The 16,802-nt window shown below is 64.2% G+C and carries 9 protein-coding genes; 5 read left to right on the top strand and 4 right to left on the bottom strand.

The features are described from left to right. Positions 1-247: transposase family protein (locus tag VFV67_RS18810; RefSeq protein ID WP_326471691.1), on the top strand; the 247-nt coding region annotated here is incomplete at its 5' end. A 15-nt stretch (positions 248-262) separates the two neighbouring features. After that, positions 263-676, top strand: coding sequence for a hypothetical protein (locus VFV67_RS18815; protein ID WP_326471692.1), 414 nt, complete (start codon positions 263-265; stop codon positions 674-676). 495 nt (positions 677-1,171) lie between these two features. Here the strand turns inward: VFV67_RS18815 and VFV67_RS18820 are convergent, their stop codons facing one another. Next, complete coding sequence (locus VFV67_RS18820) at positions 1,172-2,116, bottom strand: hypothetical protein (RefSeq protein WP_326471693.1); 945 nt, start codon at positions 2,114-2,116, stop codon at positions 1,172-1,174. A 63-nt stretch (positions 2,117-2,179) separates the two neighbouring features. On the opposite strand from VFV67_RS18820, the gene VFV67_RS18825 reads away from it, so the two are divergent. Then, positions 2,180-6,268, top strand: a complete 4,089-nt coding sequence (locus VFV67_RS18825) for a helix-turn-helix domain-containing protein (RefSeq protein ID WP_326471694.1) — start codon at positions 2,180-2,182, stop codon at positions 6,266-6,268. A 190-nt stretch (positions 6,269-6,458) separates the two neighbouring features. Here the strand turns inward: VFV67_RS18825 and VFV67_RS18830 are convergent, their stop codons facing one another. Beyond that, the gene (locus VFV67_RS18830; protein ID WP_326471695.1) at positions 6,459-7,538 is read right to left on the bottom strand and encodes a UvrD-helicase domain-containing protein; all 1,080 of its coding nucleotides are present in this window, start codon (positions 7,536-7,538) and stop codon (positions 6,459-6,461) included. Continuing rightward, positions 7,531-9,171, bottom strand: coding sequence for an ATP-dependent nuclease (locus VFV67_RS18835; protein ID WP_326471697.1), 1,641 nt, complete (start codon positions 9,169-9,171; stop codon positions 7,531-7,533). The genes VFV67_RS18830 and VFV67_RS18835 overlap by 8 nt, the downstream gene beginning before the upstream one ends. An 879-nt stretch (positions 9,172-10,050) precedes the next feature. On the opposite strand from VFV67_RS18835, the gene VFV67_RS18840 reads away from it, so the two are divergent. Beyond that, positions 10,051-11,259: a tyrosine-type recombinase/integrase gene (locus VFV67_RS18840; protein WP_326471699.1), complete on the top strand. Its 1,209-nt coding sequence runs from the start codon at positions 10,051-10,053 to the stop codon at positions 11,257-11,259. A 951-nt stretch (positions 11,260-12,210) separates the two neighbouring features. On the opposite strand, the gene VFV67_RS18845 is transcribed toward VFV67_RS18840, so the two are convergent. After that, the gene (locus VFV67_RS18845) at positions 12,211-12,681 is read right to left on the bottom strand and encodes a hypothetical protein (RefSeq protein ID WP_326471700.1); all 471 of its coding nucleotides are present in this window, start codon (positions 12,679-12,681) and stop codon (positions 12,211-12,213) included. Positions 12,682-12,978: 297 nt separating this feature from the next. On the opposite strand from VFV67_RS18845, the gene VFV67_RS18850 reads away from it, so the two are divergent. Then, on the top strand, positions 12,979-16,797 hold the full coding sequence (locus VFV67_RS18850) for a CHAT domain-containing tetratricopeptide repeat protein (RefSeq protein ID WP_326471701.1): 3,819 nt from the start codon (positions 12,979-12,981) through the stop codon (positions 16,795-16,797). Positions 16,798-16,802: the final 5 nt, after the last annotated feature.

Genomic DNA, 16,802 nt, shown 5'->3' on the forward strand with positions numbered 1-16,802 from the left:
CGACAAGGGCTACCACGGCTACGACGACACTGGCAACCACGTGATCACACCCTACAAAGGCCGCAACAAGCCCGAATCGCAGAAGGACGCCAACCGGAACCACGCCCGTCTGCGCGGCCCCGGCGAACGCGCCCACGCCCAACTCAAAACCTGGCGCATCCTGCGCAAACTCCGCTGCTGCCCACGCCGCGCCGGCCGACTCGCCAAGGCCATCCACGTCCTACAGAACTACGAACTCGCCGGATGAAAAGGGCTCAGTGTTGTGGGTACCTTGCTTGCGAGGGCAGGTAACGACTGCAACGATATTCATGCAGCGAATACTCAGGCGCGCATTGCCTTCATGTGTGCGGATATGGCAAATCACAACGGACTGCGGGCGCGGATCCGAGGGCTGCAGTCGGCCGTTGCCCATTGGGCTGGCCAGCCAAAGCAGGCGCTCCGTTATGCTCAGTCGGGAGCGGTGTTCGCGTCGGGTATTCGTAGTACATCCGCTGTGCGGCTCCCTATGAGCGAGGCTCGGGCCTGGGCGGTGCTGGGCAACGCCGAACAGGCCTACGCGGCCATCCTGCGGGCAGAACGGGCCTTGGACCAGATCGAGCCTGACGAGCTTGACCAAATGGGCGCGGTTTGCGCATTCGGTCACGCCCGGCAGTTGGAGTTCGCGGCAATGCACTGACCTGGCTGCCAGGGAACGAGATAGTCGCCGAGCGATACGCCGCCCTGGCGGTCGCGGCATACGAGGATACATCGGCTCCGGACTGGTCTTTTGCTTCCCATGCGGCTGCCCATACAGATCTAGCGATAGTACGGATCGCTCGTGGTGAGCTGGAGGGTACATTGGAAGCGTTGCGGCCAGTGCTGCAACTGTCTCCAGAGCACCGAGTGAATAGTCTCATCTTGTCTACACGGCGAGTACAAGATGCGCTCAATAGTGCAACAGTGAACAGCGCCAGCCGTGAATTACACGAACAGATTGAGGATTTCGCTCGTACCTCAAACCTGCTCCAGCACGGCGTTTGGTGAGCTCCGGCCCGGGCTGCTCTAGATCGCCGGTGAGCGAGTCGCGGGTGGGCGGCAGCTGACGCCGCCCGAGGTGCAGCCATACCACGAAGATGGCGGCGTCGAAGAGGTTGCAATGCTGAAGTGGCCGACTTCAGCGGGCTCCTGCGGTTCAGGAGGGGCGGGACCATCGGTTGCCGCCAGGCCGAGCTAACCGTCGCTGGACGACGGGAGGGCTAGGCGGCTCAGGCGGCTCAGTACGACGATGTCGGCAGTCAGCGGTTCGACGAGGGTCTGCGCCATCGGCGCCAGCGACGCGGTCTCCGTGCTGTCGCCGAGGCGGTGCGATGGAGACGGTGCTGGCGTCGAGGTGGTCAGGCCGGCTCTCGACGGTTCCCGACGGCCTCAGTGGTCTTACCTGGGAGGGCGAGCCGGTGGCTGGTTGCGCAGCCCATGCCGCGGCCGTATTTCCTGTGGGTTCCTGAACCCAGCCTTGGTAGGTGAGACCGGCGACTTCGACCCGGATGATTGGGTGGAAATTCCGACCGTCGATGTTGTCGTATCCGTGCCTGATGATTGACCGGTAGATGTCGTCGGAGACCACCAGCACCGCGGGTTCGGCGGTGGTCGTGAGGATGCGTTTGAGTTCGGGTGCGTCGAGCAGCCGGCAGGTGACGTCAATGGCCTCACCGTAGGTGCCCCACTGGTCGTAATGGATCTCTCCGGCGTGCACTGCCGCCCGCAGCTGGAATTTCTGGCTGGGGTGGTACGCGTTGTGGTCGGCGAGAAGTTGCCGCAGCACGGGGATGAGGGTGGTCAGCAGGATGGTCTTGGGTGCCTGGTCACAGGCATGAATCAGGATTAATGCCCCATCGCCACGGTCGACCGGGGGGTCATGGTGTTGCTGGGTGATCCCGGTGATTTTCAAGGCTTGGTTGAGCAGGCTGTACATCTGGGCGCGGAGTCGGGCCCTGCCCGGGTTGGCCCGGGTTGTGGAGCCCGCGATGTCCACCGCGACGATCGTCCGGTAGCGCGGGGTGCAGGGCAGCATATGTTCCCGAGCTGCGGGGAGCTCGGCGGCGTGGTCCGCCCGAATGTCGCGCGAGAGATCGATCATTGCCGTCCTCCGTCACCCGTCCGCCGGCTGGGGCAATCGCAGTCAAACGGTTCAGACCTGGGCATGGAAGGGATGGTGGTGATGGCCGCACAAGTCAGCGTGACCATGCCACGGCACGAGCTGTACGGGGTTGTGCGGACAATTCCCACTGCCTTCCGCGCCGACACAGACCGTGATCTGCTGACGTCGAAATTGACGTCAAGTTGCCATTTCGGGATCAAGAACAGGACACCGGCTAACGGGGGAACCGGTCCCACGATCGCTGGGACGGACGGCGGCGCACCAGAGGAGCCTTTCGTGTCGGACACCAATTCTGATCGTGACCCCGCGATGATCGCGACCTCCATACGATCGCGACAGGACTTCGCTCATTTTCTCACCGAGCTTCGGGAGCGGGCCGGGTTCACCGTTCGGGACGTGGCCAAGGCCGTGGGAATTCCGGACAGCACAATTGGCGGATACTTCGGCGGGCGGCATCTCCCTCCGATCAAACCGGCACGGTTGTTCACCGACATCCTCCGCGTGTGCGGTGTCGACAGCGAGGACGAGTTCGAGGCGTGGCGGCAGGCGCTCGGTCGGGTTCGCCGGGCACCGGGCCGGCGACCCTCCGATGCTCCGGTCCCGTACCGCGGGCTGGAGAGCTTCCAACCGGAGCATGCGCAGTGGTTCCACGGCCGCGACAAGCTGGCCCGGGTTCTTGTCGAGCGCGTGGCGCACCAATGGCCTCACGGCGGCCCGGTGATAGTCGTCGGTCCGTCCGGATCCGGAAAGTCGTCGTTGCTGCGGGCGGGGTTGATCCCAGCGTTCTGCGGATGTGAATCACCGGTGGCCGGCGTGCCGTCGTGGCAGGCGGTACTGTTCACGCCGGGCGCGCACCCGACCGCCGAGCTGGACGGCCAACTCGCCCGCGTTTCCGGCGACGACGTCGGCCTGTTGATCGTGGTCGATCAGTTCGAGGAGCTGTTCACGCTCTGTTCCAGCTACGCCGAAAGACGCGCGTTCCTGACCGCCTTGTCCGACGCGCAGCGGAGTTCGCGGGCAACGCTGGTCGTGCTGGGGTTGCGGGCCGACTTCTACCCGCACGCATCCCGGTACCCGGAACTGGTTGACGCGCTTCAGGACGCGCAGGTCCTGGTCGGCCCGATGAGTAAGTCCGAGCTACGACACGCCATCGTCGAACCGGCCCGGACAGCGCGAATTGACGTCGACGAAGGCCTGGTTGAGTTGCTGCTGCGGGAACTGGAGCCGAGCCCGCACGGATCCCCGGAATCGGCTCACGAGCCGGGCGCGCTGCCGTTGCTCTCCCACGCCCTGCATGCCACCTGGCAACGCGCCAGACGGGGAACAATGACCATCGTCGACTACACCGCGACCGGTGGGATCAGCGGCGCGATCGCCTACACCGCTGACGCGGTCTTCGACAGCCTCACCGAAGCCCAGCAACCTGTCGCCCGGCGACTGTTGCTCCGCCTCGTCCACCTCGGCGACCGGGTGGCAGACACCCGCAGGCACGTGCCGTACACCGAGATCCTGCCCGAAGGCACCAACGACGAAGCCGCCGCCGTAAGCGAGGTGCTGGACACTTTCGTCGAGCAACGACTGATCACCGCGGACACCGAAACTGTCAACATCACCCATGAGGCGTTGCTGACCGCCTGGCCTCGCCTGCGCGGCTGGATCGACGCCGATCGCGCCGGCCTACGCATCCACGGACAACTCGCGCAGGACGCAAAAACCTGGCGGGAGGCCGATCGCGATGTCAGCGCGCTCTACCGCGGCGGCCGGCTGATCACCACGCAGGAATGGGCCACCGATCCGGACCACCGGCGCGACCTCAACCCACTCGAACGCGAGTTCCTCGACGCAAGCATCCATCAGCAGGACACCGAGCAACGCGCCCAACGCCGACGCACCCGACAATTACGCCGACTGGTCGCCGCTCTCACCGCTCTCGTTCTCATCGCCGCCGGCCTCACCACATACGTGTTTCGCCAGCGCGCCACCGCGATCACCGAACGCGACATGGCCATCTCTCGCCAGGTGGCCGGGGAGGCCAACCGGCTGCGCGACCACGACGTCGCCCTAGCCAAGCAACTGGCCGTCGCTGCCTACGCGATCAGCCCGACACCCGAGGCTCGCGGCAGTCTGCTCGACGCGACGGCGAATACCTCTGCCACGCGCATAGTCGGACCCGAGGGTGCCATGCAGGCACTCGCAGTCACTCCCAACGGGCAGCTCATGGCGACCGGAGGCACCGATAAAACCGTCCGGCTGTGGCGGCTGGGCCACCGCAGCAGAGCAACCCCGCTCGGCACGCCGTTGACCGGACCCACCGAAACAGTCTTCACGGCGTCGTTCAGCCCCGACGCCCATCTCCTCGCCGCAGCCGGCGGTGACCGAACCGTGCGACTGTGGAACATCACCAACCCCACTGCACCAGTGCCCCTGAACCCGCTGCCCGCAGCCGGCAACACCATCTACTCCATCGCGTTCAGTCCCGACGGCCGCATGCTGGCCGCCGGGAGCGCGGACAACCAGATCCACCTGTGGAATCTGACCAACCCGACGGTGCCGGTCAGCATGGGGTCGCTGAGCGGGTTCACCGACTACGTTCAAACCGTGGGGTTCAGCACGGACGGCGCCACGCTCGCCGCCGGCAGTGCCGACGGCACAGTGCGCTTGTGGGACACCAGCAGCGGAATCCGAGCCGAACCACTCGGCGCGGCGCTGACCGGCCCGGCCCGGAAAGTGTTCTCGGTCGCCTTCAGCCCCGACGGCCACACCCTGGCCGCTGGCAGCGCCGACAAGAACGTCTACCTGTGGAACATCGCCCGACGGGACGCACCAAAACCGCTTGGCGACCCCCTGACCGGCGCCACCAGCTGGATCAACGCCATCGCCTTTAGCCCCGACGGCCAGACCCTGGCCGCGGGCAGTTCAGACGCAAGCGTACGACTGTGGGATTTGGCCACCCGGACAACCAGCCTCAAACTCCCCCACCCCAGCCCAGTCACCGCCCTCAGTTACACCACGGACGGCATGACACTCGCGACCGGCGCCACCGACGGCGTAGCCAGGCTCTGGACCATCCCCGGTCCGATCATCACCGACTCCGCCGACACGATCTTCAACGCCATCTTCGGACCCGATGGCAAGACACTGATCACCGGCAGCGGCGCGACAGACGCCAAGTTCAGGCTATGGGACATCACCGACATCCAACGACCAACACGACTCGGCCCACCACGAGAAAACCCCATCGAAAGCAACCGAGCCGTCGGCTCAACCGCACTGACACCCGACGGCCGAACCCTGGCCTCCGGCGGCGTCGACGGCCGCGTACAACTCTGGAACATCGAAGACCCCGAACACGCCACGCCGCTAGGCCCACCCCTGCCCGGACCCACCGCACAGTCGCAATTCGTGACCTTCAGCCCAAACGGAAGGCTACTGGCAGCCAGCGGCGACGAACACACGGTCTGGCTGTGGGACATCACCAACCGGACCCACCCTGGACCACCAACCGCCATCACCGGCCCGAGCAACAACAACCTCACCCTCGCCTTCAGCCCCGACAGCCAAACGCTGGCCGCCGGCAGCCTGGACAAGACCGTGTGGCTGTGGGACATCACCAATCCGACCTCCCCCAGCCACCTGGCGACACTGACCGGACCGGTCAACTTCATCTACTCCGTCGCGTTCAGCCCAGACGGCCACACCCTCGCGGCCAGCAGCGCGGACAAGACGGTCCGCTTCTGGGACATCACCAACCGGGCGCACCCCACACCACTCGGACCAATACTCACCGGCCCCAGCAACTACATCTACAACATCTCCTTCCGACCAGATGGCCGCATGCTCGCCGCCAGCGCCGCCGACCAGACCATATGGCTGTGGGACATCACCGACTTCCATCAACCCGAACACCTAGCCACCCTCACCGTGGCCGGAAGCGCCGTCAACTCCGTGATGTTCAGCCCCGACGGCCACATCATCGCAGGAAGCAGCTACGACCGAACCGCCCGCCTGTGGCTGGTCGACCCCGAACAAGCGATCACCTACATCTGCACGATATCCGGCGACCCCATCACACCCGCCGAATGGAACCAATACATCAAGGGCATCCCGTACCGCGCCATCTGCCCGCCGTAAGGCCCGAGGACAACGTGCGGCCGTCCGGGTCCTCCGTTCGTTGGGAGCGCACACCAGATGAGGGCTAATAGCCGTGCCGCATGACAACGGCGTCTCCAAGCCACCCTTGCCCTGTACCCGTGGTCCTCCCCGGTCCACTCAGGCAGCGCACACAACACGCCCCAGTGCACACCTCAACCCCGATATGAGCTCATGGATACCAGTAGGGAATTGGTGAGTTGCCTGGAGTGTCTAGGACGATCGCCACGCTCTGCTCGGCCCTGGTGACGGCCACGTAGAAATCCGCCGCTGCTCGGTCCTCGAGTCGCGCGCCGCTGCGCAAGAATTTGCAGATGTTGCCGGTGGGCCAGATCATGACCCGGGGCCAGGACAGGCCTTTCGCCAAGCGGAAGTTCATGAAGTTGTACGGCTTGTTCTTCGCAGAGCCTGCACTCTGACGCAGCAGAAGCGGGTCGAATCGTTCAAGATAGGCCGGCACGTCCCCTTCGCGGACGAGGAAGAGACCGTCGTGGTCGGTATGCGTGGTGTTCACCGAGATTGTCGGCGAGAATTCCCAAGATGGGTCGAAGAGACTGTCCGCGAAGGAGGCGATCTCCTGGCGGCACCGCCAGGTTTGGGAACGCTGCTCGATGAGCAGGTGTCCTTTCTTCTGCTGCTCGCGAAACCAGTCCCAGATTCTCATGTACTGGTAGCGCTTGTGCTTGCTTTCCCGATCGTTGGTCAGTATGGCGGCTTGGCGAACGTCACCGACCATGCGCACTGCGATAGGCGCTTTCATGAGCTGGAGGAGGATTTCCAGGTCATATCCGCATAGGTCCTGCGTTTCGTCGATGTAGATTGTGTTGTAGATCCGGCTGAGACACGCTACGGCTGCTCCCCTGCTCGCGTCCGCGACGCGTGTGGCAAGTTGCGCCAGGTGCACCCGCCGGGCCTGTGCCTGCGCGTTGAAGTACCTTCCGTATGCCTTGTTGCTGGTGTAGTGCTGCGGATCGCTGGCAAAGTCGAACCCTGCGACACGTGCGCCTGGGTAGACGAACGGCAACGCTGGCTTGACGAAGTGGCGGATCAGGAACGTGAACCAGCCCATGATCTCGATGGGCGGACGTGACCCGACTTGGCTTACGATGCGGCGCCGCAGCTCGTCCTGGTTGGCCGTGGTGTAGGTCAGGACCAGGATCCGCTCATCCGGCGACGCCGCAGCGCAGGCTTCCACGATGCTTTGGGTCTTCCGCGAACCCGCGACCGCCAAGGTGAGCTGGTTGTCAGGCATGGTGGATGAACTTGACGGCGTCGGCGATGTACTCCGGCGGCGTTAGGTTGTGCGACGAGTCGGCGATGCGGATGGCCGCGTCAGTCTTGTTGTTCGTCATCCAGGTCGCTGTGTCGGCCTGGGAGGTAATGCGCAGTACCCGTCGCGCGTTCGCATCGGAGTTTGCGTGCAGTAGCTGAGGCTCGAGGGTGTGGCCGTGGGACGGGGCACCAATGAACACCTCGCGACGAGTCCCGTCGAGGTAGTGCGCGAGGCCCGCACGGAGCACTTCGGGTGACTGGCCGTCGTTGTCGCGCAGGACTACGCAGCGCTTGTCGAGTGCGGCAGCCAGTTCCAAGCAGCGCTTGAACGACAGTCCGCGCATGCTGAGTACGTCGATGCCATCCTCGATCGGACGCCTCTGAAATTGGTCGCGATAGAAACGCTCGAACACGATCTCGTCGGATGGCCCCTCGACGAGGACCACACGGTCTGCAAGAACCAGCCGCAGTGTGTCGTAGCCTGGCAGCTTGCGGAAGTAGGCCACCGTCTCGTCGCTGATGTCGCCAAACGTGCACGTGCTGCCATCGTTCACCAGGCGCAGTGCATCGAGCCCCAGCCGGTTGAGCACGTACGAACTGTGCGTCGACATGAAGATCTGTTGGTTCTCACCGCGGAGATCACGGATCTTCGACACGAGCCTGTTTAGGCTCGTGTGCGAAAGGTGGTTCTCTGGCTCCTCGATGGTGACCACCCGTGCCGTGCTGCTGTTGCGGTCCATTGCGAGCGCGAGCTTGATCGACACCTGCTGGCCGAGGCCGGCCATGGCGAAGGGCAACTCCGAGACGTGGGGCACAACGCTCAGGTCCCATGCCGACCGGGAGGACTGGTCCATCGCCAGGCTGAGCTGATGGCCGTCGAGCGGACCGTCCAGGTCCCGAAGCATCTGGTTCACACCCGCCAAGTGCTGCTGGGTCATCGCCTCTTTGACCGACCGGTACGCCACGGGCACCGCCGCGCGCTCCGCCGGCGCCAAGCGCTCATGCAGTAGCTGACGGACGTGGTAGTCGACGGCATTGGTGGATCGAACCGTGCGCGAGTCGATGACCGCTACCGTCAACTCCCGAGGTCGGGCGCGGAGCACCTCGTCTCTGAAGGTTCGCCAGATAACTCTGAAGTACTCGACAGGTAGGACTCCTGTCCCGGAGTCTAGGTGCTGCTCAACCTCCTCGGCATACGCCTGATCCGGCTCGACAGCGAGTTCGACACCCGGACACATCCGAACGGGACGATCCGAGTGGTTGGCGCCGGCAAGCGTCTGCAGAGCGTCCTCGTCCTTCAGAAAGACCTCGATCGAGATGGTCGGTAGCGTCGGTTGCTCACCGGCCCGCCGGGCAGCGAAAAATTCCCGGACCAAGCCATGGTTGAACCAATACGGGCTCAGCTCTTCTGCGACCGAGCGTCCATTGATCCGGCCTGTCAGGGCCATGGCGACCGCTTCGAGGATCGTCGACTTGCCGCTCTCGTTGTCACCCACAAAGATGTTCAGGTCACCGGACGCCGCCACCGTGATGTCCCTAAACTTCCGATAACCGCGAATCCGAACCCTCTCGATCACCGATAACCCTTCACCGCAAGCTGATCTCGCCCACACTCGACCGCAAGATCGCCTGGTTCAAGATGAGACTTCAAGGCCCACTTGATCTTCAGTCACGAACTGAGTCGCGCCACGATGGCGGTCCGTTACCACCCTTGTGGCGAGTTTGGGATAGGTTGTCAGCAGGGCAGGCCTTCCGCGCACCCACCGAGATCCACAATCACATCACCGACAAGGTGAAACCGCCTCCCACAGCACAACCAGAACCGGTCCGCTGACCAAGACACTCCGCCCAGCCAACATCGACCCTATCCAGGCTGGTTGCCGAGCGCGGCCGACCCTCGCGACAACGGACCTGGACACCGAATCACCTGTGATCCCAGTGGGTGCCCGTAATGACCGTCATCGACGCACCGCTCAGCTGCCCCTCTCGGCAAGGTCTCCGGCCGCCCATGCTCGCATCGGTAGGCCCTACTCCCCTGCCGTACGGGCAGTTCGCAACCATTGAGCACGACCACCACCGTGCGTCACTACCTCATCTCGTCGCCGTCTAACTCGAACTGTCTCAAGGCCCGCCACGTGTAGACAACCTCGGGCCTAATCCAACCGATCGAGGGGCGTCAGCTTCTCTCGACACAGGCAGTCGCAGAACACTGTCGCAGCGCGCTCCCGATCGCGTCTGGATCACGCCCGCCATCAGGTTCCTCGGCCGCGTACGGCCGTGTCGCCACACGGCGAAGGTCATCGACGGCAACCGGATCACTCCATGGAGTGATCCGCCAGGGAAGGAACGTGGCCGACTCTTGACGCGGCGACAAGTGCTGTCGCTCTGGCCAGTGCCGATAGCCACGGTGGTCGCACTGTGGTCGCGGCGTGCGAACAGCAGGACTTGAAGGCACCGAGTGGCCAGTGCTTCGATCCCGAGAGCCGACGACCATGAAGAACCCTACCCGCGGACGGGTATACCGACGCTGCGGCTGCCGCGACGCCGACGGCAACCAGCTAGGTGCCCGCTGCCCAACCCTCGCTACCCGTAATCACGGGCGATGGACCTATGCCGTCGATCTGACCACCACCACTGGCACGCGCAAGACGCAGCGTCGTGGCGGCTTTTCTACCAAGCATGACGCGCAGGTCGCCCTGGGCAAGGCGTTGGAGTATGAACGTACCGGCGTTGCTGTCGATGATCGGCAGACGGTCGGCGAATACCTTGTGGAGTGGTTGCGTGCCAAGGAGTTCTTGCTCAAGCCGACCACAATGGTCAGTTACCGCACCTACGTGACCAAAGATCTTGTCCCCTACCTCGGCAGTATCCGGCTCGAGGCGCTCTGTCATCAGCACGTGATGCTGTTCGTTCGCGATCAGTTGGCGGCCGGTCGCGGTGCCACAACTCTGCGCCGCTGTGTGGCGACGTTGTCCAGCGCGCTATCGACAGCCGTTGCCCAGCACCGACTGCCGCACAACGCTGCTCGCCATGCCGTCATCCCACGGTCACCCAAGTACGAACCAGTCTGTTGGTCAGCCGGCGAGGCGGCCCGGTTCTTGCGCTACTGCGCCGACCACAAGGAGCCCCTCGCCAACCTCTTCGAGTTGATCATTGGCACCGGCATGCGCCGCGGAGAAGCGCTCGGGTTGCATTGGGCCGATGTGCATCTCGACGAGCGGCTGCTGTTCGTGCGCTACACCCTGTCCAACGTCAACAACGCTACCCCGGTGTTCACCGCACCCAAGACCCGTAGCAGCCGCGCCTGGATCAGCCTGTCGCCGCGAGTCGCCGCCGCGCTGAGCAACCAATCCAGCCGCCAACGCGGCCGCGACCTGGTCTTCATCCAACCCTCGGGGAAGCCCCTGCGGCCCGAACGCGTGCTGCGCAGGTTCCGCGCCCTGACGGCCGCAGCCGGTCTGCCCAAGATCAGGATTCACGATCTGCGGCACTTCGCCGCGACCACCATGCTCAGCGCCCACGTGCCGCTGGTCATGGCCTCCAAGACCCTGCGGCACTCCACCGTCTCGGTCACCACCGAGGTTTATGCCCACCTGCTGCGACCTATGGCCAACGACGCCGTCAACACCATCGAAGCCGCGCTCAATGCCGCCGACACCGAGGCCGCCGGACGCGACCACAAGGCGACCACATGCGCCTAGAAACAGACCAGCGGGTTTGCTTTCGGCAGCAAACCCGCTGGTCAACGCTGTCGGGCTGACAGGATTTGAACCTGCGACCCCTTGACCCCCAGTCGCATAAAGTTCAGCGCTGTACTCAGAGCCGTTTGTCCAGCTCACCGAGAAGCGTACCACCCCAAGTTTTCGGGTCTGACACTCGCACCGAAAACCCCGCCATAGACTCCATTTAGTCAAGTAACGTTTCCGCAGATCAAGTGCAGTCTAGCTGATCGACATCTCATCGTGACAGCCGTGCAGGCACGCTCCATAGACCACTTTACTACCCGTCGCCCAGTCCTACGCCGAACACGCCGTCGTTCGCAGCAGCGCCAACTTAGCTGTCAGTGCCAGCTGTCGACAGCAGCATCGATACCAGTGCCAATCGCCCATCGCCGACAGCCGCTGGCCCCACCAGCCCTGACCACCATCCCGCCTGTCACCCACCGAGTGCGGTCACTTCTCACCGACATTGATCAAGCACTTGATCGGCAAATGCGGTCACAACACACAAACATCCGCGGTCACTTCACACGGACAAAGCCAGGTAGTCCATTGCCAGGGCCGCGTAGCTACGCTCGGCGAGGTGATCGGCGCGGCGGCGCTGAATGTCGTTGAGACCGATTCCGTCGTGCCCAATGAGCACCGCTGACCAGGCCCCTCACCGTCCGGTAACGCTAGATGACCGACCATCGTCAGACCGTCGGCATCGTAGGTGGCCTCGCGGTGTGATCACGCAGTGGACGCTAGCGAGTGCGGACCGCCCGCGGGTTGGCGTTCACTCTTGGCCGAGCCAACTGCGGCGCCTCCGTGTCCCACTGCTGGGTTCATGATGGCTGGTCGTTGTCCTTTTGCGCCGGGAGTAGGCGCGGTCCAGTTCGTGGTCGAGGAGCAGGCATGCGCTCTGCGTGATCAGAACAGTATGTGGGAGCGTGGTCATCTGGATCCGATGATGACCACGCACAGTGTTGCCGCTAGCAGAGCCACACCCAGGACTTCGGCTGACATCGCGGCAAGGAGGAGCAGGGCCTTGAGGTCATTGGCGCTTCGGGCGGTCGCCAGCAGCCGCGCGGTCGTGGACGTGACACGAGCCCGCGCTGTTGATTCGTGGTCAGCCCAGTGTTCCCGCATCGTCTGGACCATGGCGGCCGCATTGATCGCCCGGTGCCGCAGCGGCGCGTTCGTGACCAACGCCAAGATCGCCGCGACCAGCAGCGCGACCCCGCCGCCGACCAGCAGGTACGCGCTCGGGCCCGGCATCGGTACGGCGTCACGCTGTCTGAACAGAGCCAGCGAACCGAACCCGAGCGTCGCCAACACCCCGCTGGAGGTGATCACGGCCAGTCCGCGCTGCTCCAGCGACGTTCTGCGTGTCTCCTCCGCAGCCAGTTGGTCCTGCATGAACACCGCATACACCGCCGAGCCGGCATCCCCCGGTTCCACTGCTCAGCGCCTATCCTGACCGCCGCCCGAGCGGAACACCGAGTCGTCGAGCGTGAAACCCTCCCACGGGTCATCCACCGTGGCGCCTTCAACGGGCGCAACCGCGCCAGACACCTCCGCCCCCTCCTGTGAAGCCCTGTCCGGGTCTTTCCGCTGCTCAGTGATGGTCTGCTCCTCACCGGTCGCTGTGGACATCACAGCGTAGCGGACAATGCTGTCATCCCGACCCATCCGAGATCCGATGGAACACAGTGATGCAAGATGCGTGACCCGCTCATAGCGTCGATCACAGCACGGCTGGCGCGTGCCGAGGCACAACAGGTTCCCGGAGTGGTTCTCGCGCCGGGCGCACTCCTTGCTGCCGAACGGCTTGCTGAGATCGCGCGTGATGACGACGACGACCTCAAAGCCCGCCATGTGCTCGGCTGGTTTCACTGGTACCGCTACCTCGCCCTGTCAGACGGCGCGGCACAGGGCGCCCTTGACGCCGCATGTCAAGCGCTCACCCCGTGCTTCGTCGCCGGAATCGAACAACTGCCCGAGCCACTGTTGGCGTTACTCGCCGAGGAAGCCACCCAGACCGCCCATGCCTGGACCGAGCAGGTGCCGACCACGACCGATCTCGCTCTGGTCTCCGCCGCGATCGGGCTGTGGCAACGGATCCTCGCTTCGATCGGTGCCGACCACCCTGAGCGAGCGGCTTACCTGGCCAATCTCGCGATCGTCCTGAGGGTGAGCTATGAGCGAACGGGCAACCACGAAGACCTCGAGCACGCTATCCGCATAGGGCGTCATGCGGCGGAACTGTGTCCGAGCGATCATCCGGACCGAGCCGGCATTCTGTCCAACCTCAGCAGCACTCTGCTCGCCCGGTTCGAGCGAGCCGGCAACCGCGAGGATATTCAGGAGGCGATCGGCGCCGCGCGCTCAGCGGTCGCCTGCAGACCGTCCGACGATCCCGACCGGGCCGCCTACCTGGCCGTGCTCTGCGCCGGGCTGCTCCATAACTTCAGGCAGACCGGTATCACAACCAATCTGGACGAAGGGATCCTCGCCGCCAAAGCAGCAGTGGAAGCTACTCCAACCAGCACCCCGGACCACTTCAAATACCTGACCAACCTGGCCGCGTCATACCTCGAGCGGTTCACGCATCTCGGCAGTGAAGCTGATCTCAACGATGCGATCAGCGTTGGTCGACGCGCCGCGGAGGCCATCCCGGCCGGTGACCCCGATCGTGTCGCCGTGCTGTCGAATCTCAGCGCCGCCCTGCGAACAAGGTTCACCCATACCGGGGCTTCGGCTGATCTGGACGAGGCCATCAGCATCACGCGAGCGACCATCGGCACTACTCCGGCCGATAACCCCTGGCAGGTGGCACTTCTCATTCAGCTCGGTGGCGCTCTGCGGACTCGGTTCACGCGAACCGGTGATCTGACGGACCTGGCCGGAGCGATCAGCAATGCTCGGGAGGCCATCGAACGCATGCCTCGTGATCACATCAATTTCCCCCGGTGTCTGCACAATCTCGGCGCTGCGCTACTCAACCGGTTCGAGCGGCTAGGGGATCGGGCGGATCTGGACGAAGCAATCGACGTCGCGCGGGCGGCGGTGGACAGCGCTCCTGCCGACCTGCCGGATCGAGCGCGCATGTTGTCGATGCTCAGCGGCGCCCTCCGCGACCGGTCCCAACTCACTGGCACCGTAACGGATCTCGATGAAGCGATCAGCGTGGCTCGGGCTGCGATCGACGCCGCGCCTCCTAACCACGCCGAGCGAAACAGCTACCTTGGCAACCTCAGTGCCGCGCTACGCATTCGATTCGAGCACACAGGTGCCCGTACCGATTTGGACCAGGCGATCAGTGCGTTGCGGGAAGCAGTCGAGGCGATGCCGGTCGGCCACTCCGATCGGCCGGGCTTGCTGTCGATGCTCGGCAGCGCTTTGGAGATTCGGTTCCAGCGGTCAGGCTCAGCTGCCGATCTTGACGAAGCTATTGCCGTCGGGCGCCAAGCCGTCCACACCGCACCCGTCAACCAACCCGACAGGGCTAATTACCTCACCATTCTCGGCAACTGCTTAAGTACCCGATTCATGCGCGCCAGAGCCATAGCCGATCTTGACGAGGCCGTCATGTTCGGGCGGCAAGCACTCGATGCGGCACCCACCGATCACCGGCTCCGGGAAGCATACCTGTCTAACCTCGCGATCGCCCTGCGCTTCCGCGCCGAACACACCGGTCGGGAAGCGGACTGGGAGCAGGCGATCGCCCTGAGCCGCCAGGCGGTCGCGACAACTCCCACCGATCAACCCAACTACGCAGAACGCTTGATCAACCTTGGCAACGTACTGAACAGCCGAGGTACACCAGCAGCCCGCGAGGAGGCGATCACCACTTACATCCAGGCGGCAGCCCTGGCGTCGGGGAAACCATCGGTCCGACTCAATGCCGCTCAGGTGGCGGCCGCCCTGACCACACCGACGCAGGCCGGCCGCATGAGTGGCCTGCTGGAAACGGCGGTCTGGCTACTTCCCGAAGTGGCGTCCTTGCGGCTCCACCGCAGCGACCAGCAACACGCTCTCAGCAAGGTCGCCGGCTTGGCAAGCGATGCCGCAGCGGCGGCGCTCGCCCACGAGGTGGCGGGTGAACCACCAGCAGTACGGGCGTTGCGCCTGCTGGAGTTAGGCCGAGGGGTCATGCTCAGCCTGGCTTTGGGCGCCCGCAGCGACGTGACCGATCTACGAGTCCGCCATCCTGAGCTGGCTGACCGGTTCATCCACCTGCGAAACCTGCTCGATCACATCGATACTGACGCATCGCTAGCAGCCGGGGTGACCGGGTTTGGACAGCAAGCCGAGGACCGGCACCACGTGGCAAGTGCGTTCCACGCGACGATCGCCGAGATCCGGGCCTTGGAGGGTTACAAGGCTTTTCTCTTACCCCCTGAGCCAGCACAGATGGTTCGCCATGCCGAGCGCGGGCCCATCGTTGTGATCAACGTCAGCAGATACCGCAGCGACGCCATTCTTGTTCAGCAGCAAGGAGTCACCTCAATTGCGTTACCGGACGTCGGCCGTGACGTACTGATCGATCGAATTCGTACCTTCTATCACGCCCTCGATTCAGCACACGAACCCGGCTCCAACCCAGAGCAGCGACGCCACGCACAGGAAATGATCCATGAGGTCCTGGCTTGGCTGTGGGACGCCGCAGCCAAGCCGATTCTCGACGAGCTAGGCTATTGCCACACCCCGGAGCCGGGAGCCGCGTGGCCACGACTGTGGTGGGCATCCGGCGGCATCATGGGGTTCCTGCCGATCCACGCTGCCGGCCATCACGCCGAGGCGCGCGGAGCCTGCGATCGCCCAACGGTCATGGACCGGGTGATCTCCTCTTACACACCCACCATCCGTGCGCTCGGATACGCCCGAGAGTGCGACACCGCAATGACCGCACCCGAACAAGCATTAATCGTGGCCATGCCGACCACACCTGGCGAGCACAGCCACCTTCCCTACGCCGGCATGGAAGCCGATCTGGTGCACGCTCACCTCCCCTCGGCCACCCTGTTGATCGAAAACTCCGCAGCCGACGCCCAGTTACCGACCAAGACCGCGGTCCTCGCCCACCTTCGCGAATGTGCAATCGCGCACTTCGCCTGTCACGGCGGCAGCGACCCGGACGACCCATCGCAAAGCCGGCTCCTCCTCCACGATCACGACACGGACCCGCTCACCGTCGCCAGCCTCGTACCGATACAACTCGAGCACGCCAAATTGGCCTACCTGTCCGCCTGCCATACCGCGTTCAACCCGTCATTTGACCTGGCCGACGAAGCCATCCATCTCACTACCGCCTTCCAACTCGCCGGCTACCCCCACGTGGTCGGCACTCTCTGGCAAATCAGCGACCAACTGGCTATCCGAATTGCCGATGCCTTTTACGCGGCGATCACCACGCACGACAATAGAATCGACACCAACACGGCGGCCGAAGCCATCCATCGCGCCGTACGCGTCATTCGTGACAAGCTACCCACCACACCGTCACTATGGGCCGCCTACCTTCATGCCGGTACGTGAGGCCC

Origin of the sequence: Actinophytocola sp., from assembly GCF_035762905.1 — a bacterium.
GTDB lineage: Bacteria > Actinomycetota > Actinomycetes > Mycobacteriales > Pseudonocardiaceae > DASYTH01.

Excerpts from the sequence above, each read along its gene's own strand:
- VFV67_RS18820 (WP_326471693.1), bottom strand. The coding sequence starts at position 2,116 with ATGATCGATCTCTCGCGCGACATTCGGGCGGACCACGCCGCCGAGCTC.
- VFV67_RS18825 (WP_326471694.1), top strand. The coding sequence starts at position 2,180 with ATGGAAGGGATGGTGGTGATGGCCGCACAAGTCAGCGTGACCATGCCA.
- VFV67_RS18830 (WP_326471695.1), bottom strand. The coding sequence starts at position 7,538 with ATGCCTGACAACCAGCTCACCTTGGCGGTCGCGGGTTCGCGGAAGACC.
- VFV67_RS18840 (WP_326471699.1), top strand. The coding sequence starts at position 10,051 with ATGAAGAACCCTACCCGCGGACGGGTATACCGACGCTGCGGCTGCCGC.
- VFV67_RS18850 (WP_326471701.1), top strand. The coding sequence starts at position 12,979 with ATGCGTGACCCGCTCATAGCGTCGATCACAGCACGGCTGGCGCGTGCC.